Genomic DNA, 21080 nt, shown 5'->3' with positions numbered 1-21080 from the left:
TGTGGTGGGCGGCGCGGCGTCCGCCGCATCTGGTGAGAGGTCGATCCCGTCATGCGGTCCTCGCGGGCCAGGGCACGACCTGTCCCGACATCACCAAGCGGTCACGGCCGCTGTCCTTGGCAGCGTAGAGCGCGCGATCAGCAGCCGCCACCAGCGTGCTGGAGTCCGCCGTGGTTTCCGATGGGAGGCTTGCCGCGGCGCCCACGCTGACGGTCACCAGGCGAGAGGGCGGGTTTTGCGCATGCAGCATGGCGAGGTCGAGCAGCGCCCGGCGAATCGCTTCGGCGACCTCGGCGCAGCCGTCCGGGCCGGTGTTCGGCAACAACAGGGCAAACTCCTCGCCGCCGTAGCGGGCGGCAAGATCGGCGGGGCGCCTGGCGTGAGCGGACAGAATCCGGCTCAGCGCGCGAAGGCACCCGTCGCCCGCCAGATGCCCGTAATGGTCGTTGAACTTCTTGAAGTGATCGACATCGATCAGCAGGAGCGAAAGCTGCGTGCCGTCGCGCCGCGCACGCGCCCATTCATCAGTAAGGCGTTCGTCGAACGCGCGCCGGTTGGCAAGGCCGGTGAGGCCATCGGTCGTTGCCAGCGAGGCGAGCTTGTCCTGAAGGTCCTTCTGCTCGGTCATGTCGCGCACGACTGCGACGACGCCGTCGATCTCGCCGCTGTCGGAGGCCAGGGTCACGTGCAGCGCCGCCTCCGCCCAGATCTCGCCCTTGTCCCGATGACGCTGGCGATAGACGAACCGCGCTTCCTCGGCCTCGCCATTCTTCAGCGCGGCAATGGCTTGCTCGACGCGTTCCAGGTCCTCCGGGTGAATGCCTGCGAGGGCCGAGGTCGCCAGCAATTCGTCGGCGGACCAGCCGGTGATGCGCGCGCATGCGGGAGAGACGTAGAGCAGCCGGTTGTCCAGGCCGATCCTGGTCACCATGTCGCTGGACTGCTCGGCCAGCAGGCGGAAATTCGCTTCCTTGGCGACCAGGGCCTGCGCCATGCGCTGGCGCTGCACCAACTGACGGACCAGGTAGGAGCCGATCAGCGCGATCAGCAGGACGAGACCGAGGACGAAGGTCATGCGCGCGACTGCCGCGCGGCGCCAGGGGGCAAGCACGTCGTCCTGGGACTTGCTCGCCAGCACCATCAGGGGATAGCGGCTGCTGCGCTGATAGTAACTCAGCCGCTGTACGCCATCGAGCGGCGACTTGAAATAGTAGACCGCCGCGGCGGGGCGGCTTTTCCAGGTTTTGAACAAGGGCGCATTGGACAAGTCGCGTCCGACGAAGGCGCCGCTCTCGTCGCGGCTGCGCGCCAGCATGATGCCGTCATTGTTCAGCAGCGACGCCGAGCCGTTCGGCCCGACGTCGAAGCGCTCGTAGAATTTGACGAAATAGGCGACGTCGATCGTGAGCAGGGCGACGCCGGCGAAGCTGCCGTCGGGATGGTCGATCCGGCGCGACGCGGTGATGATCCACTGGCCGCCGGAGCGGCTCTTGATCGGCCGTCCGATCAGCGTGCCCTTTTCCGGCGAGCTGCGGTGCTGCCGGAAATATTCGCGGTCGCTGTTGTTGAGTCTGGAGAAATCGATTTGCTCGGTCGTGGCGAGCCAGCGGCCGGTATCGTCATAGACGAAGATGCCGCGGATGCGGTCCGATGACTTGCGGGTCGGCAGATAGGTCTGGAGCTTCGCGATCGTATCGGGACCCATGCCGTCGAGTTCGAGACGGTGGACCAGCCCGACCAGGATCGTGTCGGCGAGCTCGAACGTATCGTCCGCGTGCTGGACCAGCGAATGCGCCAGGTTGGCGACGTCGATCTCGGCGTTCCTGAGATCGGCATTCCGCGCCTCCCATTCGCGCCAGGCGCTCAAGCCGAGGATTGCGACGCAAATCAGCGCGACGAAACCCGCCGCCCAGAGCGGAAGGCGCGTCTTGCCGAGTTCGCGGCTCGTGACCATGAGGCTTGCTCCAGATCGGCGCAAACCTCTCACTTTGGACTTAACGGCCTGTTGCAATATCCGCGATGATTGTGCGCGGTCCGTATTCAACCGGGCGAGGGTCGATAGATCTTGATCGACTCTCGTCGGCAGATGTTAACCACGCCGCCGCGGTGTGACGGTCTTGCCCGGCATCGGCCGCGTCATCCCTCCAGCGTGAAGCCAACGCGCAACGTCACCTGGTAGTGGCGCACGGCATTGTTCTCGATATGGCCGCGCGTCTGCACCACCTCGAACCATTTCATCTCGCGGACGGTCTTGGCGGCGCGGCCGATCGCGTTCTTGATCGCATCCTCGATCGAGGTCTCGGATGATCCGACCAGTTCCAGGATCTTGTAGACGTGGTCCTTCTCGGCTGTGGGCATGAGACGTCTCCCCTTGTGCTGTGGCGGGCCCGGATACCGCTCCCGCGGTTTGGAGCGTCGGGCCTCCCCTGTGAACGGGCACCCGCGCGTCGGGTTCCGTGCCCGGCGATGGCCAGCATGCACCAGCCGAGGTGGAGCGGCCAGCACCCGCCTGCTAAGCGCTAGCCATGGATTCGGCCCGGCACGACAGGACGATCGGTGCTCTCTGCCTCTGCGTGGCCGCGATCGGCTGGGCGCTGAACTGGCCGCTGATGAAGCTGCTGCTCCAGCAATGGCCGCCCTTGTTTGCCCGCGGGCTCGCCGGTGTCTGCGCCGCGGTCATTCTCGGGGCCCTGGCACTGAGCCGGAAGGAGGCGTTTGCCGTACCGCGCGAGGCGATCCCGCGGCTGCTGTTTGCGACCCTCACCAACGTCTTTGCCTGGATGGGGCTCGGCACGGTCGCGATGAAATACGTGACCGTGAGCGAGGGGGCGTTGCTCGCCTACACCATGCCGATCTGGGCCATGCTGTTCGCCTGGCCGGTGCTGCACACGCGGCCCACGTTGCGGGATGTCTTCGGGCTCGTCCTCGGCGTCGCCGGCGTTGCGCTGCTGCTGAGCGGCAATGGCTTCGCGTTCGGCGCCGACAAGCTGCTGGGCATCGTCCTGGCGGTGCTCTGCGCCATCCTATTCGCGCTCGGCAATGTGCTCAACCGCAAGCCGCTGCCGATGCCGCCGCTGGTCGTCGTCGCCTGGCAGGTGGGGCTCGGCTGCGCCACCATGCTGCTTCTCGGCGTGCTCTTCGAGCATCCGGATGTCTCGGCGATCACCCCGCTGGGTCTCGGCTGCTTCGTCTACATGACGCTGGTGCCGATGGGCCTCTGCTACGTCGCCTGGTTCGAGACGCTGCGCCGCCTGCCGCCGACCGCGGCGTCGACCGGCATGCTGATCGTGCCCGTGATCGGCGTGATTTCGGCCGCAATCATCCTCGGCGAGCCGCTGGGTCTGCGCGAATGGACGGCGATGGCGCTCACGCTCGGCGGCGTGACGCTGGCATTGCAGCGCACCTAGACGTGGTGTTGTGCGGCCTGCGGCCGGGCCGGCGCAGGTTGTGCCCGGCTCCACAACAGTTTTAGCAGGAGAAGCAGCAGTGCCATCAACGCGAAACCGCCAATGGCGGGTGTGAAATGCTGACTGGGATCGACTTGTGCGGCTAGCCGGGCCGATTGTAGCAATCCATAGGCGCCGGCGAGCAGGATCAACCCGTACATCCAGCTGCGCTCGCGCGGGCTCGCCAGCCCGGCGAGATCGGGCAGGATCAAGGCAAGACCGATCCCCAGCATCGGCAGGTCGTAATCATAGGCGTAAGGGCTGATCATCACCGACAGCATCACCGTGATGCCAAGTGCGAATCTGGACGACGTACCACGTGCCGTGCCGACGAGGACGGCGAGCAAGGCCAACCCCGCAACGGTCACCTGTCCCCAGAAGGCGATACTTGCCGGAAGACCGGCTTTGCAGAGCGCCGCATAGGCCGAGATCATGCGATAGAGCGGATAGGAGCCCTGCTCGAGATAGCTCGCCGATTCCCTGATCGCGCCCAGCCAGGCCGCCCAGATCTGCCAGCCGAACAGGAGCGTGCAGAGCAGCGAGCTCGCCAGCACGACGACTGCTGCGGTCGCAAGCGCGACCCAGCGCCGCGTCGCCAGCAAATAGACGCCGACGACAATGGCAAGGTGAGGCTTGATCACCATGGCGCCGAGCGCAAGGCCCGCAAGAAGCGGCCGCCGTTCGAGGTTGAGGCAGACGAGCGCGATCAGCGCGCCGGTGAGAAAGCCGTTCTGCCCGGAGCCGATGGTGATCACCAGTGCCGGAAACAGGATCACCAGCGCTAGCGCGAAATTCGCGCCGGAGATCGTGCGCAACACTGCGAGATAGAGCGCGAGTGTTGCGGTCGTGAACAGGAGATAGGCGACGCCGACCGGCAGCAACGCGAACGGCGCGAGCAGGAGACCGTATTGCGGCGGATAGGTCCAGGGCATGAAGCCGGTCGTGCCGCCGGCGGCCTCCATCTGCATCTTCAAGAGGGCCCCGAAGTGATAGACCTGGTCGAGGTCGCCGCGCCAGACGCGCTGCGCGACGATGTGGAAGGCGTCGAAATCGGCGAGCTCGCGGTTCGTCCAGCCGCCCCAGCGGGCGAACCAGAAGGTCTTGAACGCGATGACCGCCGCCAGCGCAGCCAGCACGAGACGCAGATAGGTCGCCCGCTTCGACGGCGAGAACTGAACCCCTTCCAGTGTTTCGGCGAGCATGGCGGCGGCAACCTCGTACCTGGCGGATTGGCGACCGGCCGGGTAGGTCCGCAGATCCCTGAAAAGCTGCCATTGGAGGCTTAAGGGACCGTAACGAATGTTGAAGGAAGCCGCCCCTGGCGATGTGGGGGGCGCGTGAATCTGCCCGGGTTCGTCATCAGTCTTGTGCCGGATGACAGGCTTCCCGGCCGCGGCCGATTGGCGTGAGCGGTCGAGATGTCTTTGCGAAATCGCCCGCAGGCGGTCGATGGGTGCGCTTGCCCGTTCAGGGACAGGCAAGCTAATTTCGGTGTGGTTTCCTGGCATGTTCGATGTGCGGTGATGATCGACCGTTGGACGAAGGGCGCTCTGGTCGCGATCGGCCTGTCGGCCGTGCCGGCGCCTGTCGTCGCGCAGGACGATCTCGGTGACGCGCCCGGCACGATGTCGCTGCAAGTCACCACCGATCCCTCCACGATCGAGTGCCGCAGGCTGGAGACGGTCAATCCCGCCTCGCTTGCGTTCCTGACGCTGCGCCGAACCTTCAACGACGATTTCAACGAGCATCCGCTCGCGACAGGTCGCTGGGTGCCGCACTATGCCGGCGGCGCGGCGTGGCCCGAGGCGCGCTATTGGGGCGGCGACGGCTCCGACTTCAAGCGCAAGACCAGCGCTAACGGCGAGCAGCAGATCTATGTCGATCCGCGCTATGCCGGCCGTGGGGCGGCGCCGCTCGGGCTCGATCCGTTCGAGGTGAAGGACGGCGTGCTGTCGATCGTCGCCAGCCGCACGCCGCCGGACTTGAAACCCGTGCTGTTCAACAACGAGTACATTTCCGGGATCCTGACGACCCAGGGCTCGTTCGCGCAGAAGCACGGCTATTTCGAGATCCGCGCCAAAGTCCCGGTCGGCCATGCGGTGTGGCCGGCCTTCTGGATGCTGGCGGATGACGGCGGCTGGCCGCCGGAGGTCGACGTGCTGGAAGGGCGCGGCGAGCGGCCCGGCGATCTCGTCATGACCACGCATTGGCGGATTCCGTCGACCCAGAAAATCCAGTCCTGCGGCTTCGATTTCGCAGTCGGCGATGCGTCGGGCACCTTCCACAATTACGGTGTGCTGTGGGCGGAGGATCGCCTGGTCTATTTCATCGACCGCAGGCCGGTCTCCGACATCAAGGTGCCGATCGGCTTCGACGATCCCATGTACATGATCGTCAACCTGGCGATCGGATCGAAGTTCTTCCTTGGCGTCGGACCGGTCGATGCGGAATCGCCGCCGCGCGTGGCATTCGAGATCGACAGGATTTCCGTCTATCAGATCGATATGGAGCAGGCGCGGAGATAACGATGTCAGCTGACGTCTCGCGGCGCGAATTTGCAGGGCTTGCGGGTCTCGCCGCGCTTGGCGCGGCAATGGACGCCAGGGCTGCGGAGACCACTCCGGCCGACCGACACGCACCCGCGCCTTTCCCGAAGGATTTCCTGTGGGGCACAGCGACCTCGTCCTACCAGATCGAAGGCGCCGTCAACGAGGACGGGCGCGGCAAGTCGATCTGGGACACCTTCAGCCACATGCCCGGCAAGATCGAGGACGGCTCGACCGGCGACCGCGCCAACGAGCACTATCACCGCTACAAGGAGGACGTCGCGCTGATCAAGGCGCTCGGCGTCAAGGCCTACCGTTTCTCGATCGCCTGGCCCCGCGTGTTTCCGGATGGATCGGGCCAGCCCAATCCGAAGGGGCTCGACTTCTATAACCGCCTTGTCGACGAGCTGCTCGCGAACGGCATCGAGCCCTACGCCACGCTGTATCACTGGGACCTGCCGCAGGCGCTGCAGGATCGCGTCGGCGGCTGGCAGTCGAGCGATACGGCGAAAGCATTTGCCGACTATTCAGCTTACGTCGCCGCGCGCCTGACCGATCGCGTCAAGACCGTCTTCACCGTGAACGAGGTCGGGCGCTTCGTGAATTTCGGCTATGGCTGGGGCATCGATGCGCCCGGCCTGAAGCTGTCGACCGCACAGCTCAACCAGGCCCGCCATCACGTCGCGCTGGCGCACGGGCTTGCCGTGCAGGCGATCCGCGCCTCCGGGCGTGCCGGCACGAGAGTTGGTGCAGCCGAGAACATCGCCGCTTGTGTGCCGGCGATCGCGACGCCGGACAACATCCGCGCCGCCGAGATCGCGACGCGCGAACTCAATGCCGGCTTCCTCGGCGTGGTGCTGGAGGGCAAGTACACCGACGGCTTCCTCGCCTATGCCGGTGCGAACGCGCCGAAATTCACCGCGGAGGAGTTGAAGATCATCGGCACGCCGAACGATTTCGTCGGCCTCAACATCTACGCGCCGCAATACTATGTCACCGCCTCGGACCGCGCGCCGGGCTTCCACGTGCTGCCGTTCCCGACCTCGTTCCCGCACATGAATTCGGAATGGCTGCGGGTCGGCCCCGAGGTGATCTACTGGGCCCCGCGCCTTGCCGCGAAAATCTGGAACATCGAGACCATCTACGTCAGCGAGAACGGCACCTCGTCCGAGGACAGGATCGCTGCCGACGGCCAGGTCTACGACCTCGACCGCATCATGTTCCTGCGCAACTATCTGACCCAGATGCAGCGCGCGATCACCGAAGGCGTGCCGATCCGCGGCTACTTCCTGTGGAGCCTGATGGACAATTTTGAATGGATCTTCGGCTACGGCAAGCGCTTCGGCCTCTACCGGGTCGACTTCGAGACGCAGGCAAGGGTGCCGAAGCTGAGCGCGGCGTTCTATCGCGACGTGGTGGCGCGGAATGCGATTGGGGTATGAGACCGGCCTCTACGGATCCAGTTCCGTATCCCAGTACAGGTAGTCCAGCCAGCTGTCGTGCAGGTAGTTCGGCGGGAAGAGCCGGCCGTTGCGGTGGAGCTGGTGCACGGTCGGGGCGAACGCGGTCTGGCGCGGAAACATCTTGGCTTGCGCGGGCGTGAGATTGCCCTTGCGCAGGTTACACGGCGAGCATGCCGCGACCACGTTCTCCCAGGTGGTCTGGCCGCCTTTGCTGCGCGGAATGATGTGATCGAACGTCAGGTCTTCGGGCGAGCCGCAATATTGGCAGTTGAAGCGATCGCGCAGGAAGACGTTGAACCGGGTGAAGGCAGGATGGGTGGTCGGCTTGACGAAGGATTTGAGCGAGACGACGCTCGGTAACTGCATCTCTAACGTCGGACTTCGTACCGCCTGATCGTAATGGGCGACGATGTTGACGCGGTCGAGAAACACCGCCTTGATCGCGTCCTGCCACGACCACAGAGACAGTGGGTAGTAACTCAGCGGCCGGAAGTCCGCATTCAGCACCAACACCGGCCAACTGCCTTGCGAGACATGTGCGTTCAAGTAACGCTCCCGGCCTCCAATGTACGCTGCGAAGCAGCATGTACTGACATACTACATGCAGCGTGACGGGATTGTGAAGCCCGTCGAGAGACTTATTCAGCCTCAGCCAATGCGGCGGCGGGGTGGCGAAGCGCCCAAAAACGCCGTGATTCGGGGAGGGCGGGCGAGGCCGGGACGGAACCGCCGGGCGGTCGCCGACGCCTCATTCCGGCACCCGCTCCAGTTTCTGCAGGCACCGCGTCGCACGCACCACGGCGGGCATTTCCTCGTCCGGAAAGCTCGCCTTCCAGTTGGTGACGCCGACCTCGCCGACATAGATGTCGCCCCTCGAATCCAGCGCGATGCCGTGCGGCGCCAGGAATTTGCCGCTGGCAACGCCCGGACCTTCCTCGCCGCCGAGCCGCGCGATGCGTTTGCCCTGCGCATCGACGATCGACAGCCGCGGGCCGAGATTGGGCACATTGCGGTTGATGTCGAGGCCGGGACCGAGCTCGCCGATCACGAAGGTCGGGCGCCTGGCCCCGCCGCAGCAGCACAGCGCGCAGGGCCGGTGCAGATTGTTCCACTGCGTCTCGTATTTGCCCTCGCCGTCGAACACCTGCACGCGATGGTTCTCGCGGTCGGCGACATAGACCCAGCCGTCGGCATCGGTCGCGATATTGTGCACGATGTTGAACTGGCCGGGATCGGTGCCCGGCTCGCCCCAGCTCTTGATCAGCTTGCCGTCGGGCGTGAACTTGTGCACGCGCGCATTGCCATAGCCGTCGGAGACGTAGATCTCGCCCTTCGGCGACAGCGCGGTGTGGGTGCAGCGGTGGAACGGCTCGCCGCTCATGAACGGCGCCGGCTTTGCGGGGATGCCGATCGTCAGCAGCACCTTGCCGTCGGTGGTGCATTTGCGCACGGTGTGGTCGCCGTCGTCGGTGCAATAGAGATTGTCGTCGCCGTCGATATGCAGGCCGTGCGCGCGGGAGAACAGGCCTTCGCCAAAACTGCGCAGGAAGTTGCCCTCGCGGTCCAGCACCACCATCGGATGGGCGCCGCGGTTGAACACGTAGACGCGGTCCTTGCTGTCGACCGCGACGGAGGCGACGTCGGTGAGCTGCCAGCCGTCGGGAAGTTTCGCAAAGTTTTCGACGACGCGGTAGCGGTGCTCGCCGGTGCCGAGAATGGCTGGCATTGATTTCTCCTCTTGTCATTCCGGGGCACGCGAAGCGTGAACCCGGAATCCATCGTACGGCGGTGTCGGGGATAAATGGATTCTCAGATGCGCAATTGCGCATCATAGCTCGCGCTTCGCGCGCCCCGGAATGACGGCTGTGTCTACGTCCGCCCCAACAATCCTTCCTCGATCGCCTTGATCTGCAGCGCGAGATATTTCGAGTTGATGCGGCATTGCGCGAGGCTGCCGGCGATGAACCAGAGGCCGGGCTGCTTCGTGCGCGCATACATGTTGCGCAGTTCAAAACCCTCGCCGAAACCCCAGATCGGACCGACGCGGTCGGCGATGCCATCGCCGAACAGTTTTCGCACCAGGTACTCCTGCGGCTTGTAGCCGGTCGAGAGCACGATCAGATCGGCGGGAATGGTCGAGCCGTCCTTCATCCGAGCACCCTCGGGGACAAAGGTCTTGATGTCGGAAAACTGCCTGAGCTTGACCGCGCCCTCGACGATCAGGTTGGAGCAGCCGACGTTGAAATAATAGCCGCCGCCGCGGGTGAGGTATTTGAACTGCCAGCCGGTGCCGGCCTCGCCGAAGTCGAGCTTGAAGCCGACGCGCGAAAGGCCGTCGAGCAGCTCCTTGTCGAGCGCCTTCGACTGCTCGGTCAGCATCACATGCGTCTTCTTCGCGAGCGGCGTCGGCATCGAGGCCGCGATCAGATCGTTGTCCTCGAGCGTGCCTTCATTGTAGGTGGCGTAAGCGAGCTGCGCCGACGGCTCGATATTGGTGACGAGCGTCGGCGAACGCTGCACCAGCGTCACCTCGGCGCCGCTGGAATAAAGATCCTGCGCGATATCATGACCGCTGTTGCCGGTGCCGAGGACGATGGCGCGCTTGCCTGTCCAGTTCTCGCCGTCCTCGTAGCGGCTGGAATGCACCAGCGTACCCTTGAAATTTTCGAGGGTCGGAATGTCGGGAATATTGGCGATGCCGCTGACGCCGGTTGCCATGATCACGTGGCGCGGATGCATGGTGTGCTTGCTGCCGTCGGCGCGGCGCAGTCTGACGGTCCAGTGGCCCTTGGTCTCGTCATACGAGCCGCCCTCGAACTCGGTGCCGGTCCAGAAGTTCAGCTCCATGGCATCGACATAGGCCTCGAACCAGTTAGCGAGCTTGTCCTTGGGGATATAGACCGGCCAGTTCGGCGGAAACGGCATGTAGGGCAGGTGATTGACCTGCACCTGGTTGTGCAGGGTGAGCGCGTGATAGCGCTTGCGCCAATTGTCGCCGATCCGGATCCCGCGATCGACGATCAGGGTGTCGACCTTCAGCTGCTTCAGCCGCGCCGCAATCGCGAGTCCGGCCTGGCCGCCGCCGACAACCAGCACGGCCGGATCGCGATCGGAATAGTCGCGCGAGGCGTTGCGCAGGTCGAGCCAGTTCGGCCCGCGGAAATCGCGCGAATAGGCCTGGCCGCGCGGGCGCGAGGTGCCGAGCTGCTCCTCAAAACCTTTCAATTCGTCGAGTGCGGTGAGCAGCGTCCAGGCCTTCAGGTGGTCGCCGTCGGCCGCATCAGGGACGAGCCGCACGATGCCGCTGCCGCGGCCGATCGCGGTTTCGAAATTGAAGATCGCCTCGATGTTGGCGGTGCCGGCACGCGTCACCCAGCGCGGCGGCGCGCGGTTCGGAGCGATCTTGAAATTGGTCGGTACGGCCTCGGGCGCAAGTGCTGTCAGCGCCTGAGCGACTGCATCGCGGCCTGCGATCGTCTGCAGGTTCCAGCTCAGCGCCAGCACGTCGCGCCAAAAGCCGTCGCTGAGGAAGAGGCGCTCCAGCGCGGCTGGATCGGGCTTGCCGAGCGTCCGCTCGAACTCATCGAGCCAGGCCTGTGCGGAGACGGAAATATCCTGCGTCTTGTCCAGCATGCGCGACCTCATGGCCGTCTTCGCGGCGTTTCCTCTGAGGCTGACGCTATACTGGTTCGGCTGACGTCAAAAGCGCCTTACCCGAGCAGCGACAGCATATGGCCCTGCTCCGGCGGAATGCGGCCCTGCAGCGTGTCGAGATAGACCTGCCGCACCGCCTCGGGCCCGCGGCCCTCGACCACGGTCAGGCATCGCTCCAACATCGGCGCGAAGCCGGCCCAGGCCGCGCCAAGGCGCTGCTCGATGCCACCCGGACCCCATTCCTTGGCGCGCTTGCGGATGTGGTCGGGGGCGAAGAACCAGCGTGGCTTTGCGCCGGGCAGGACGCCTTCGTCGGCATCAGTCGCACGATGCGTCAAACCGACGCGCACCGAGCATTTCATCTGGTCGCCGAAATGCCGGTGCAGCGTGGCGCGCAGCGCGCTGTTGCCGGCCATGTCGACGAAGGCAACCGGCGCGTCTGACGGTAGCGACGTCGCGCGGTCATAGGTGACGACCTCGTCATAGCAGCCGAGCGAGGTGACAAAGCCGGAATTGCCTGATGAGGTCAGGCCGATCACCTTGCGGCCGCGCGTGTGAAGCAGATGTGCGAGCCCGAATGCGGTCTTGCTCGATGCGCTCGACAGCAGCACGGCGCGCGCGCCGAAATCGTCGTTCTCGGCGAGGAAGTCGTCGACCAGGAACGACAGCATGAACAGCGGCCGCAGAAGCGCCTGGTAGTCGCCCTGCCGCCCGGCGTAAGCGGGATCGCCGCCGACACGCGCATAGGCATTGTAGACGGGCGCCACGCCCTGCCGATGCGCGGCGCCGTCGCGCAAGCCGCGCTTGCTGACGTCGGTCGCCTCGATCACGAGATGCGTCGCCATCGGGAAATAGCCGAACAGCCTCTCGCCGACCGGCACGTTCGGGTGGTTCGAGGCGATCACCTCGCCAAGGCCCCACACCGGGATGTTGCCGAATCCCTGCGGCGCGGGAAAGATCTGCCAGTATTTCAGCTCGTCGCCCATCACCGCATACGTGATGTTGTTGGCGGTGAACGCAAAGCGCTCGACTTTGACGAGAAGTGCATCCTGCGGCAGCGCATCTGCCGTGGGAAGCCCGGTTGCGATCGTCTTGCAGGTTTCGAGATTGTCCCGTGCAACGATGAAGTCGGTGGCTGTCATGATGTCGATCCCGGCTCTGATCCGCACCGGCATCTCATCGACTATGCGCGCCCCGTTTGCAACCTCAACATAGTTTTAAACGCTGTTCGTTCGCCTCCGTTAGCGGTGGTTCGCCCAATAGGGATCGCGCAGCTTGCGCTTGAAGATCTTCCCGGTTGCCTCGCGGGGCAGCGCATCCAGGAACTGGACCTCCTTCGGCACCTTGAAGTTGGCCAATCGCTCGCGCAGAAAGGCCTGCACGACGCCGGTGGAAAGCTGCGCGCCGGTCTCCGGCTCGATGCAGGCGCATAGCCGCTCGCCAAATTCGGCGTCCGGGATGCCGAACACGGCGCAGTCGCGCACGCCGGGCATCGCGATCAGCACATTCTCGATCTCGGCGGGATAGATGTTGACGCCGCCCGAGATCACCATGTCGCGCTTGCGGTCGCACAGGAACAGATAGCCGTCTTCGTCGAGATAGCCGACGTCGCCGACGCTGACGAGACCTTCGCGGCCGGCCTCAGCCCGCGCCTGCGCCTTGCCGTGATAGTCGAAATCGGGCACCGCCGTCTGGCGCATGTAGATCTCGCCGACCTCATTGGCGCCGCAGATGCTGCCGTCGTCGCGAAAAACCTTGACGATGCCGCCTTCGATGGCGCGGCCGACCGTTCCGGGCTTCTTCAACGCCTCCTCGGCCGAGTGCCATACCGGGATGCCGGTCTCGGTCGAGCCGAAATATTCGTTGATGACCGGTCCCCACCACTCGATCATGGCCCGCTTGATCTCGGGCGGGCAGGGCGCGGCGCCGTGCACCACGAAACGCAGCGAGGAGAGGTCGTAGCGTTGTCTCACGGCCTCGGGCAGCCGCAGCAGCCGGACGAACATGGTCGGCACCATGTGGATATGCGTGACGTGGTGGCGCTCGATCAGCGCCAGCAGCTCCTCGGCGTCGAACCGCGCCTGGAGGACGATGGTGCAGAAGCTGCGGAACGCCAGCATGCCGTAGGAGTGCGGCGCCGAATGGTACATCGGGCCGTTGATCAGCACGACCTGATTGTCCCGCGGCTTGATGCCATAGGCGATCGCACCGACGCGCTCGGAGGCGGCCGCCTGTTCGGGCTGCATCGGCATCCGCCGCACGCCCTTCGGCATGCCCGTGGTCCCCGACGTGTAGATCATTGCCGCGGCACGGCGCGGCGGCTCCTGCATTTCCGGATGACTGTCGCGCCAGCGATCCCAATCGGTGAGGTCCGCCGGGACTTGAGTCAGCTCGGGGGGAATGGCGAAGGTCGCGGCGAGCTCGGGCGGCGTCGCGACGACGAGCAGGCGGACATCCTCGGGCAGACCCGCGCGGATCTGCGGCAGCAGATCGGCATGGCAGACCAGGATCTTCGCCCCGCTGTCGGTCAGGATGTAGCGGACCTCCTCGGCCTTGAGGTGCCAGTTGATCGGCACCACCGGGCTGCCCAGCGCGGCAGAGGCCGCGACCACCTCGAACAGCGCAAAATCGTTGCGCAGCATCATGGCGACCGGCGTACCTTCGGCAAGGCCCAGGGCACGCAGCCCGCTCGCCGCCCGCCTGATGCAGGCCTGGATCTCGTCATAGCCGATCCGGCGTTCGCCGCTGATGATCATGGCGTGTCCCTTTTTGCGCTCGAGTCTAGCGATCGTCCAGCACGTCGCCGAACCCGACCCAGCTCTTGCCGTTGAAGCGGCGGAGCTGAAGCTGCTGGAACGGCAGATAGTCGTCGGGGCCGGTGGTGACAGACATGCCCGGCAGCAGCAGCGGCAGCTTCACCTCCTTCAGCGAGGCCGCCTGGCGCATGATGTTGTCGCGGCTGAAATCATCCTTGCACGCCTTCAGCACCGTCATCAGCAGCGTCGCATAGTGATAGCCGGCCGCGTAGTTGGAGTTGGAGAGGTCTGCGGTCGGCATGTATTGCTTCATGAAGGCGAAGTACTCCTTCACGCCGGGATCGCTGGCCCATTGCGGGTCCATCGTGTCCTTCTGGTTGCTCGACGAGATCAGGCCGACCGCGTTGTCGAGCCCGGCCGGCTCGAGGAACGAGATCGACGAGGCCGATGTCGGCACGAAGAACAGCTCGGGCTTCCAGCCGATCTCGGCCACGCCCTTGATCATCTGCGAGGTGAACTTGCCGAGCACGACGCCGAACAGCACGTCGGCGCCCGACGCCTTCAGGGTCGAGAGCTGCGAGCTGATCGTCGGCGCGCTGGTCTCATAGGTCTGCTCCGCGACGATCATGCTGGCGCCTTTCTCGCCGAGCGCGCGCTTGAAGCCGGCGACATAGTCGCGGCCGAAATCGTCGTTCTGGGACAGGATGGCGATCTTGGCGCCGGGCTTGGTGCGCAGCACGTGCTTGGCATAGACCACGCCCTCGGATTCGTAGGCGGCCATGCCGGGCATGGTCCACGGATATTTCTGCGGATCGGCCCATTTCGTCGCGCCCGAGAGCACGAATAGCTGCGGCACCTTCTTGCCGTTGAGGTAGCGCTGCACGGCGCTGTTGGTAGCGGTGCCGAGCGAGCCGAACATCATCAGCACCTCGTCCTGCTCCACCAGCTTGCGGGTCTGCTCGACGGTCTTGGGCGGCGAGTAGGCATCGTCCAGCGTGATGAACTTGACCTTGCGGCCGTTGATGCCGCCCTCAGTGTTGACCTTCTCGAAGAACGCCTCCTGCGTCCGTCCGATCGCGCCGAAGCCGGAGGCCGGACCGCTATAGGGCAGGGTCTGTCCGATGCGGATCTCGTTGCTGCCTTCGGCGCGGGCGGTCCCGGTCGCGAGTGTCAGCAACGACAGGCCGATCAGTGCGGCTGCCAGCTTCATGATGTCCTCCCGTTTTTCTTTTCTACAGTTCGAGCCGTCAGGCGCTGGCGCGCATCAGGAAATCCTGCCGGGCCTGGTCGAACTCGCCCTTCAGCCGGTCGACGAGCTCGGCGACTGGTGGCGCATCTAGGATCTGGCCGATGCCCTGGCCCGAGCCCCAGATGTCGCGCCACGCCTTGGACTTCATGTTGCCGCCGGAGCCGAAGTTCATCTTGGTCTTGTCGGCGGCCGGGAGATTGTCCGGATCGAGCCCCGCGGCGGCGATCGAGGGTCCCAGATAGTTGCCGTGCACGCCGGTGAACAGGTTGGTGTAGACGATGTCGTGCGCGGCGTGCTGCGTCAGCGCCGATTTGTAGGCTTCATCGGCGTTTGCTTCCTGCGTCGCGATGAAGCGCGTCCCCATATAGGCGAGGTCGGCGCCCAGCGTCAGCGCGGAGGCGATGCCGAAACCGTCGCTGATCGCGCCCGACAGCAGGATCGCGCCGTCAAACCATTGCTTGACCTCGCGCACCAGCGCGAAGGGCGACAGTGTGCCGGCATGTCCGCCGGCGCCGGCGCAGACCAGGATCAGGCCGTCGACGCCCTGCTCGGCGGCCTTGCGCGCGTGCTTGACGTTGATGACGTCGTGGAACACCAGCCCGCCATAGGAATGCGCGGCTTCGACGATCTCCGCCGGCGGCCGCAGCGAGGTGATGATGATGGGCGCCTTGTGCTTCACGCAGGTTTCCATGTCCTTCATCAGCCGGTCGTTGGAGGCATGGCAGATCTGGTTGACGGCGTAGGGTGCGACCTTCTTGCCCGGATTGCGCGACTTGTATTCACCGAGCTCGTCCTCGATCCGGCTCAGCCATTCGTCGAGCTTCTCGACCGGACGGGCATTGAGCGCGGGAAACGAGCCGACGACACCCGCCTTGCACTGGGCGATCACCAGCTCCGGTCCGGAGACGATGAAGAGCGGCGAGCCGACGACGGGCAGCTCCAGATTGTTCTTGAGCAAGGCAGGCAGTGCCATCCGATCCTCCTGATAACGCGCGTCAACGGCCTGCCGGCCGATTGTGAGCGCTTCCATGTCGATTGTCGCGCTGGCGGGGTGTCCGCCGCCCAGCGCTTTGACCCCAATATAAGTTGGACGGCGGACAGGTGATCGTTCAATATTGAACAAGCGTATAATCAGATTTGTACGGAGCCGGCGGTGGATTGGGATCTTTGCAAGACCTTCGTCGCGGTCGCCGATACCGGCAGCTTCACGGCCGCGGCAAAGCGTCTGCACGCCAGCCATCCGACCGTCAGCCGCAAGGTCGCGGCGCTGGAGGCGCAGCTCGGCACAAAACTGCTGGCGCGCGCCGCGGATGGATTCGTGCTCACCGCCGATGGTCGGACGTTGCGCGAGCATGTCGAGGCGATGGCGGCTGCCGCGCTCCGGGCCGAGGCGGCGGTCGGCGCCGGCGGGCGCAAGGCGCGCGGCACGGTCAAGCTGTCGATCGGTGCGACGCTGGCCTCGCACTGGCTGATGCCACGGCTGCGATCCTTCCTCGGCGCGCATGATCACATCCGGCTCGAGATCATCACCCATCCGTTTCCGGCCAGCGTGCGCCGCCGGGAGGCCGATGTGGTGCTGCGGCCGGTCGACAGCGGCGAGGAAAACCTGGTCGGCCGCAAGATCGGCCGCCTCGGCACCGGCTTCTATGCCTCGTGCGACTATGCCGCCGGCCGCCCTCTGCCGGAGCGTAGCGGCGAGTGGAAGGGGCACAGCGTCATCGGCTTTGCCGATCAGGATTCCAACGCGCAGCTGGCGCGCTGGAGCGATGCGATCACGCGCCAGGGTACCGTGGTGATGCGCTGCTCCTCGCAGGGCGACATGCTGGCGGCGGTGCGCGCGGGGATTGGCATCTCCGCGCTGTCCTGCTTCGTCGCGGAGAGCTATCCGGACCTCGTGCGCGTCGCGCCGCAGAAGCTCGTCAGTGTCGCCGACCTCTGGCTGCTCGCCCATCCCGATCTGGTCGAGCTGTCCGCGGTGCGGGCCGTGGTCGACTTCGTGGCCGAATGCGCCCGCGCCGACCGCGAGCGGCTGCGGGGCTAGAGGTTTTCCGGAAAGGTCATGCGCAAAAAAATTTAGTTTCCGGCGAGCACGCCCTCGCGCTTCTTCACTGCGCGATAATAGCTCCACCACAGATGCGCGGCCGCGCCGCGCAGCGGGCGCCAGGGCTCGGCGAGCGGCGCCATCTGTTTTTCCGTCGGCCGCGCCTTGAGGCCGAGCCCGATCTTGATGCCCTCCTGCACGGCGAGATCGCCGGCCGGCCATGCATCGCCATGCCCGAGGCAGAACAGGAGATAGACATCCGCCGTCCACGGCCCGATGCCGGGCAGCGAGATCAGCGTGTGGTGCGCAGCGTCGGCGTCTTCCTCCGCGAGCACGTCGAGGTTCAGCCGCTGCGCATTGATCTCGCGCGCGAGATGCTTCAGCGTCTTGATCTTGGCGGCGGACAGGCCGAGCCGCCCCAGCCGGTCGGTGCGGGCGCGGCGCACGGCGTCATGGTCGAACGGATCGAACGCGGCCGACAGCCGTCCCCAGATCGCCGATGCGCTCGCGGTCGAAAGCTGCTGCCCGCAGACGATGTGCGCGAGCCCGGTAAAGCCCGGCTCGCGCCGCCGCAACGCCGGCATGCCCGCGATCTCGAACACGGGCTTGAGGCGCGGATCGCGCTTGATCAGCGCATGGACGGCTTCTTCGAGGTCGGACTGGGTTTCGAGGTGGATGGTCATGGGGCTCGGTAAGCTCTCTCCGGCGTCACGGCCGGGCTTGACCCGGCCATCCATCTCCTATCGTAACAGAGTCATGGAAGATGGATTGCCGGGTCAAGCCCGGCAATGACGGATACACCGAGAACTCATGCCACCCGTTTTCCGATTTGCCCCCAGCCCCAACGGCCTGCTGCATCTCGGCCACGCCTATTCCGCGCTGCTCAACTTCGATCGCGCGCGAGAGACCGGTGGGCGGCTGTTGCTGCGGATCGAGGACATCGATGCGACGCGCTGCCGGCCGGAATACGAGACCGCGATCTACGAGGACCTCGCCTGGCTCGGCATTGCCTGGGAGACGCCGGTGCGGCGGCAGTCGGAGCATCTTTCCGACTATCGTGCCGCGCTCGAAAGACTCTCGGCGCTGGACCTCGTCTATCCCGCCTTCGAAAGCCGGGCCGAGATCGCAAGACTGGTGGCGGAGCGGGAGGCCGACGGGCCGTGGCCGCGCGATCCCGATGGCGCACCGCTTTATCCTGGTGATGCGAAGTCGCTCCCTGCCGACGAGCGGACACGACTGATCGCCTCGGGCGCGCCCTACGCGCTCCGGCTCGACATGGCGGCCGCCTGCCGCCGTGTCGACGGCCTGAGCTGGAACGAGCTCGGCGAAGGACCCGATGGCGAGCGCGGCGCCGTCCCGGCGCGGCCGGAGGCCTGGGGCGACGTAATCCTGGCCCGCAAGGAGACGCCGACCAGCTACCATCTGTCGGTGGTCGTCGACGACGCGCTCCAGGGCGTCAGCGAGATCGTGCGGGGGCAGGACCTGTTTCACGCAACCGCGGTGCACCGCCTGCTCCAGGTCCTGCTCGGCCTGCCGGAACCGGCTTACCGGCACCATGCTCTGATTCGTGACGGCGAGGGCCGGAAGCTGTCGAAATCCAGCCGTTCGACGGGGCTGCGCGAGTTGCGCGCTGCTGGCGCCACACCCGCCAGTGTCCGCCAGCTGGTGGGATTAGGTTAAGTTTCTCTGGGGGTTAGCGAAACGCTGCCGTGACTCCGGGGGTTCCCCCGTGCCATGCTCGGCCGACGGCCCGGGTTCGAAGCGGATACTTCGAAGGGGAATTATGGCGGCGAAAACGCGCGCAGTGCGCACTACGCGGACGTCCAGGCGACCGCCTCGGAAGCGGTCCGGGGCGGCCGGGCGGTCGCGCAGGCGCGCCACCAAAGCTGCCGCGCCAGATGTGGTCCAGGCGGCGCTCGCCGCCTTCGCCCACGAGGTCCGCACCCCCCTGACCGGCATTCTCGCGATCAGCGATCTGCTCGCGACCTCCGATCTCGGGGAGCGGGAGAGGCGCTGGGCCGACACCATCAAGGCGGGCGCCGAGCATCTGGCGAGCCTTGCCACGCTGTTCGTGGACGCTGCCCGAACGGGCAAGGGCGCCGGGAAGGGCGGCAGCACGCTGCGGCAGGATCTGTTCGACTTGCGGGCGCTCGCGCGCAGCACCGGCGATTCGCTCGCCGGGCGCGCCGCGGCCAAGGGGCTCCAGGCCCAGGTCGAGATCTCCGACAAGCTGCCGGGGCTGGTGGTCGGTGATCCCGTCCGCCTGCGCGCCGCGCTCGAGAACCTGATCGACAATGCCGTCAAGTTCACCGAGCAGGGCGGCGTGGCGCTCGCGGTGACGCCCTGGCGTCCTACCAAGACGAGCAAGGGCAAAAGCAAGGTCGGGGTCGCCTTCGCGGTGTCCGACAGCGGCATCGGCCTCACCATGGCCGAGATCAAGCGGCTGTTTCGCCCCTTCAGCCAGGCCAATGTCACCATCGCCTCGCGTTTCGGCGGCGCCGGCCTAGGGCTGTCCTCGGTGAAGCAACTGGCGCGCGCGATGGGGGGCGACATCTCGGTCGCGCCGCGCAATGGCGGCGGCGCCACCTTCACGCTGACGGTGTCGCTGGATGCGGCAGGGCCGGCCAGGTCGGGTAAATCGAAAGGCGAAGCCGAGATGGACACGGTCGCGGCGCTGCGCGTGCTCAGCGTCGAGGACAACCCGTTCGGCCGCGTCGTGCTCAACACCATCCTCACCGAGCTTGGCCATCATGCCGAGTTCATCGGGCGCGGCGAGGATGCCGTGAACCGGCTGGAGCAGGGCGCCTTCGATGCGGTGCTGATGGACATGGTGCTGCCTGGCATAGATGGCGTCGAGGCGATCAGGCGGATCCGCACCATGCCGGCACCGCTGGCTCAGATCCCCATCATCGGGGTTTCCGGGCGCGGCGAGGACGAGGCGGCCTCGCGTGAAGCCGGCGCTGATGCCTTCCTGGTCAAGCCTGTGTCTCCGCGGGCTTTAGCGACTGCGCTGCTTGAAGCGACACGCCGTGAGGAAGCTGCGATTTGATGATCGCGGCGTTGAGCTCGCCGCCGTAAACGAAGATCGCGGCGATGAAATACAGGAACACCAGCGCGATGATCACCGAGGCGAGGCCTGCATACATCGTCACGTAATTGTTGGCGAAGCGCGCCAGATATTGTCCGAACACGATGCCTGAAATCAGCGACGCCACGATGGTGAAGACGATGCCGGGCATGATCTGGAAGAAGCTCCTCCGGCCCGCCGGCAGCCAGGCATGCAGGATCACCAGCGCCACCACCAGCGCGCCGATGGTGATGCCGTAGCGCAGCCAGGTCAGGATGCTTTCGTTGGATTCGACGAACAGCGGGATATGGCGCCGCGCCGCCTCGATGAAGAGCGGACCGAGCACGATCAGGAATGCCATGGCTAGCGCGGTGAAGGCCGCGACCAGCGTGTAGCCGATCGATTCCAGCCGCAGCCAGTACCAGCGCCGCATCTCCACCACTGCATAGGCACGGTTGAGCGCGACGCGGAGCGCCTCGACGCCGTTCGAGGCGAAGTAGACCGACAGCGCCGCGCCGATCGTCAGCACGCCGGTGCGGGTGGTGGTCAGCACGTCGTGGATTTCGCCCGAGATCGAATCGGCGACCTGCTTGGGCCAGACCTCGAGCATCAGGCTGGCGGCCTGATCGGCGAGTTCCTTGGAGCCGAAGAAGCCGGCGAGCGAGGTCAGCACGATCAGGAACGGGAACAGCGCCATCAGCGTCGACAGCGCGATATGGCTCGCGATCGCCCAGCCGTCGTCGGCCAGGAACGTGTAGAACGCGTCCTCCAGCACGCAGTAGATGTAGCGGATCGCTTTCACGGCTTGCTCCAGAGCAATGTTGCTCTCGCTCCGCTTGCGGCCCGAATTCGCCTCGC

General features: G+C 65.7%; 18 protein-coding genes. 6 read left to right on the top strand and 12 right to left on the bottom strand.

Features of this window, described 5'->3' with window-relative positions; genetic code table 11:
• Positions 1-49 precede the first annotated feature (49 nt).
• Positions 50-1954: a sensor domain-containing diguanylate cyclase gene (locus JQ603_RS17045; protein WP_212341109.1), complete on the bottom strand. Its 1905-nt coding sequence runs from the start codon at positions 1952-1954 to the stop codon at positions 50-52.
• 182 nt (positions 1955-2136) lie between these two features.
• Complete coding sequence (locus tag JQ603_RS17040; RefSeq protein WP_080135072.1) at positions 2137-2358, bottom strand: dodecin; 222 nt, start codon at positions 2356-2358, stop codon at positions 2137-2139.
• A gap of 167 nt (positions 2359-2525) precedes the next feature.
• Here JQ603_RS17040 and JQ603_RS17035 point away from each other — a divergent pair, with 167 nt between their 5' ends.
• The gene (locus tag JQ603_RS17035; protein ID WP_212341107.1) at positions 2526-3407 is read left to right on the top strand and encodes a DMT family transporter; all 882 of its coding nucleotides are present in this window, start codon (positions 2526-2528) and stop codon (positions 3405-3407) included.
• Here the strand turns inward: JQ603_RS17035 and JQ603_RS17030 are convergent.
• A complete protein-coding gene (locus tag JQ603_RS17030; RefSeq protein ID WP_212341105.1) occupies positions 3404-4648 on the bottom strand; it encodes a glycosyltransferase family 87 protein in 1245 nt (414 codons plus the stop codon). The two genes, JQ603_RS17035 and JQ603_RS17030, sit on opposite strands and share 4 nt — an antisense overlap.
• 321 nt (positions 4649-4969) lie before the next feature.
• On the opposite strand from JQ603_RS17030, the gene JQ603_RS17025 reads away from it, so the two are divergent.
• Complete coding sequence (locus tag JQ603_RS17025) at positions 4970-5971, top strand: glycoside hydrolase family 16 protein (protein ID WP_212341103.1); 1002 nt, start codon at positions 4970-4972, stop codon at positions 5969-5971.
• A 2-nt stretch (positions 5972-5973) separates the two neighbouring features.
• The gene (locus tag JQ603_RS17020) at positions 5974-7434 is read left to right on the top strand and encodes a GH1 family beta-glucosidase (protein WP_212341101.1); all 1461 of its coding nucleotides are present in this window, start codon (positions 5974-5976) and stop codon (positions 7432-7434) included.
• Between the two features lie 9 nt (positions 7435-7443).
• Here JQ603_RS17020 and JQ603_RS17015 read toward each other — a convergent pair whose 3' ends face one another.
• From JQ603_RS17015 to JQ603_RS16985, 7 genes are all read right to left on the bottom strand, one after another.
• Positions 7444-8001: an HNH endonuclease gene (locus tag JQ603_RS17015; protein ID WP_027522133.1), complete on the bottom strand. Its 558-nt coding sequence runs from the start codon at positions 7999-8001 to the stop codon at positions 7444-7446.
• Between the two features lie 202 nt (positions 8002-8203).
• On the bottom strand, positions 8204-9181 hold the full coding sequence (locus tag JQ603_RS17010; RefSeq protein ID WP_212341100.1) for a peptidyl-alpha-hydroxyglycine alpha-amidating lyase family protein: 978 nt from the start codon (positions 9179-9181) through the stop codon (positions 8204-8206).
• A gap of 143 nt (positions 9182-9324) precedes the next feature.
• Positions 9325-11088 (bottom strand): flavin-containing monooxygenase, encoded by a 1764-nt coding sequence (locus JQ603_RS17005; RefSeq protein ID WP_212341099.1) that lies wholly within the window; start codon positions 11086-11088, stop codon positions 9325-9327.
• Between the two features lie 77 nt (positions 11089-11165).
• Positions 11166-12251: a DUF2855 family protein gene (locus JQ603_RS17000; RefSeq protein WP_212341098.1), complete on the bottom strand. Its 1086-nt coding sequence runs from the start codon at positions 12249-12251 to the stop codon at positions 11166-11168.
• Between the two features lie 99 nt (positions 12252-12350).
• Positions 12351-13898, bottom strand: coding sequence for an acyl-CoA synthetase (locus JQ603_RS16995; RefSeq protein WP_349630750.1), 1548 nt, complete (start codon positions 13896-13898; stop codon positions 12351-12353).
• Positions 13891-15075: an ABC transporter substrate-binding protein gene (locus tag JQ603_RS16990; RefSeq protein WP_212341096.1), complete on the bottom strand. Its 1185-nt coding sequence runs from the start codon at positions 15073-15075 to the stop codon at positions 13891-13893. Before JQ603_RS16990 ends, JQ603_RS16995 begins: the two co-directional genes overlap by 8 nt.
• A 37-nt stretch (positions 15076-15112) precedes the next feature.
• Complete coding sequence (locus JQ603_RS16985) at positions 15113-16087, bottom strand: NAD(P)H-dependent flavin oxidoreductase (RefSeq protein ID WP_212341095.1); 975 nt, start codon at positions 16085-16087, stop codon at positions 15113-15115.
• 180 nt (positions 16088-16267) lie between these two features.
• On the opposite strand from JQ603_RS16985, the gene JQ603_RS16980 reads away from it, so the two are divergent.
• On the top strand, positions 16268-17155 hold the full coding sequence (locus JQ603_RS16980) for a LysR family transcriptional regulator (protein WP_212341094.1): 888 nt from the start codon (positions 16268-16270) through the stop codon (positions 17153-17155).
• 32 nt (positions 17156-17187) lie between these two features.
• Here JQ603_RS16980 and JQ603_RS16975 read toward each other — a convergent pair whose 3' ends face one another.
• Complete coding sequence (locus JQ603_RS16975) at positions 17188-17838, bottom strand: DNA-3-methyladenine glycosylase family protein (protein WP_212341093.1); 651 nt, start codon at positions 17836-17838, stop codon at positions 17188-17190.
• Between the two features lie 127 nt (positions 17839-17965).
• Between JQ603_RS16975 and gluQRS the strand changes: the two genes are divergently transcribed.
• Together gluQRS and JQ603_RS16965 are read left to right on the top strand one after the other, a co-directional pair.
• Entirely contained in the window at positions 17966-18835 is an 870-nt protein-coding gene (gene gluQRS / locus JQ603_RS16970; protein WP_212341092.1) for a tRNA glutamyl-Q(34) synthetase GluQRS, read from the top strand.
• A 103-nt stretch (positions 18836-18938) separates the two neighbouring features.
• The gene (locus tag JQ603_RS16965; protein WP_212341091.1) at positions 18939-20204 is read left to right on the top strand and encodes an ATP-binding protein; all 1266 of its coding nucleotides are present in this window, start codon (positions 18939-18941) and stop codon (positions 20202-20204) included.
• On the opposite strand, the gene JQ603_RS16960 is transcribed toward JQ603_RS16965, so the two are convergent.
• Positions 20131-21024, bottom strand: coding sequence for a YihY/virulence factor BrkB family protein (locus JQ603_RS16960; protein WP_212341090.1), 894 nt, complete (start codon positions 21022-21024; stop codon positions 20131-20133). The genes JQ603_RS16965 and JQ603_RS16960 overlap by 74 nt on opposite strands.
• Between the last annotated feature and the right edge of the window lie 56 nt (positions 21025-21080).

This window comes from Bradyrhizobium liaoningense, from assembly GCF_018130825.1.
Classification (GTDB): Bacteria; Pseudomonadota; Alphaproteobacteria; order Rhizobiales; family Xanthobacteraceae; genus Bradyrhizobium; species Bradyrhizobium liaoningense_B.
This window is presented reverse-complemented; position numbering and strand designations above follow the sequence as displayed.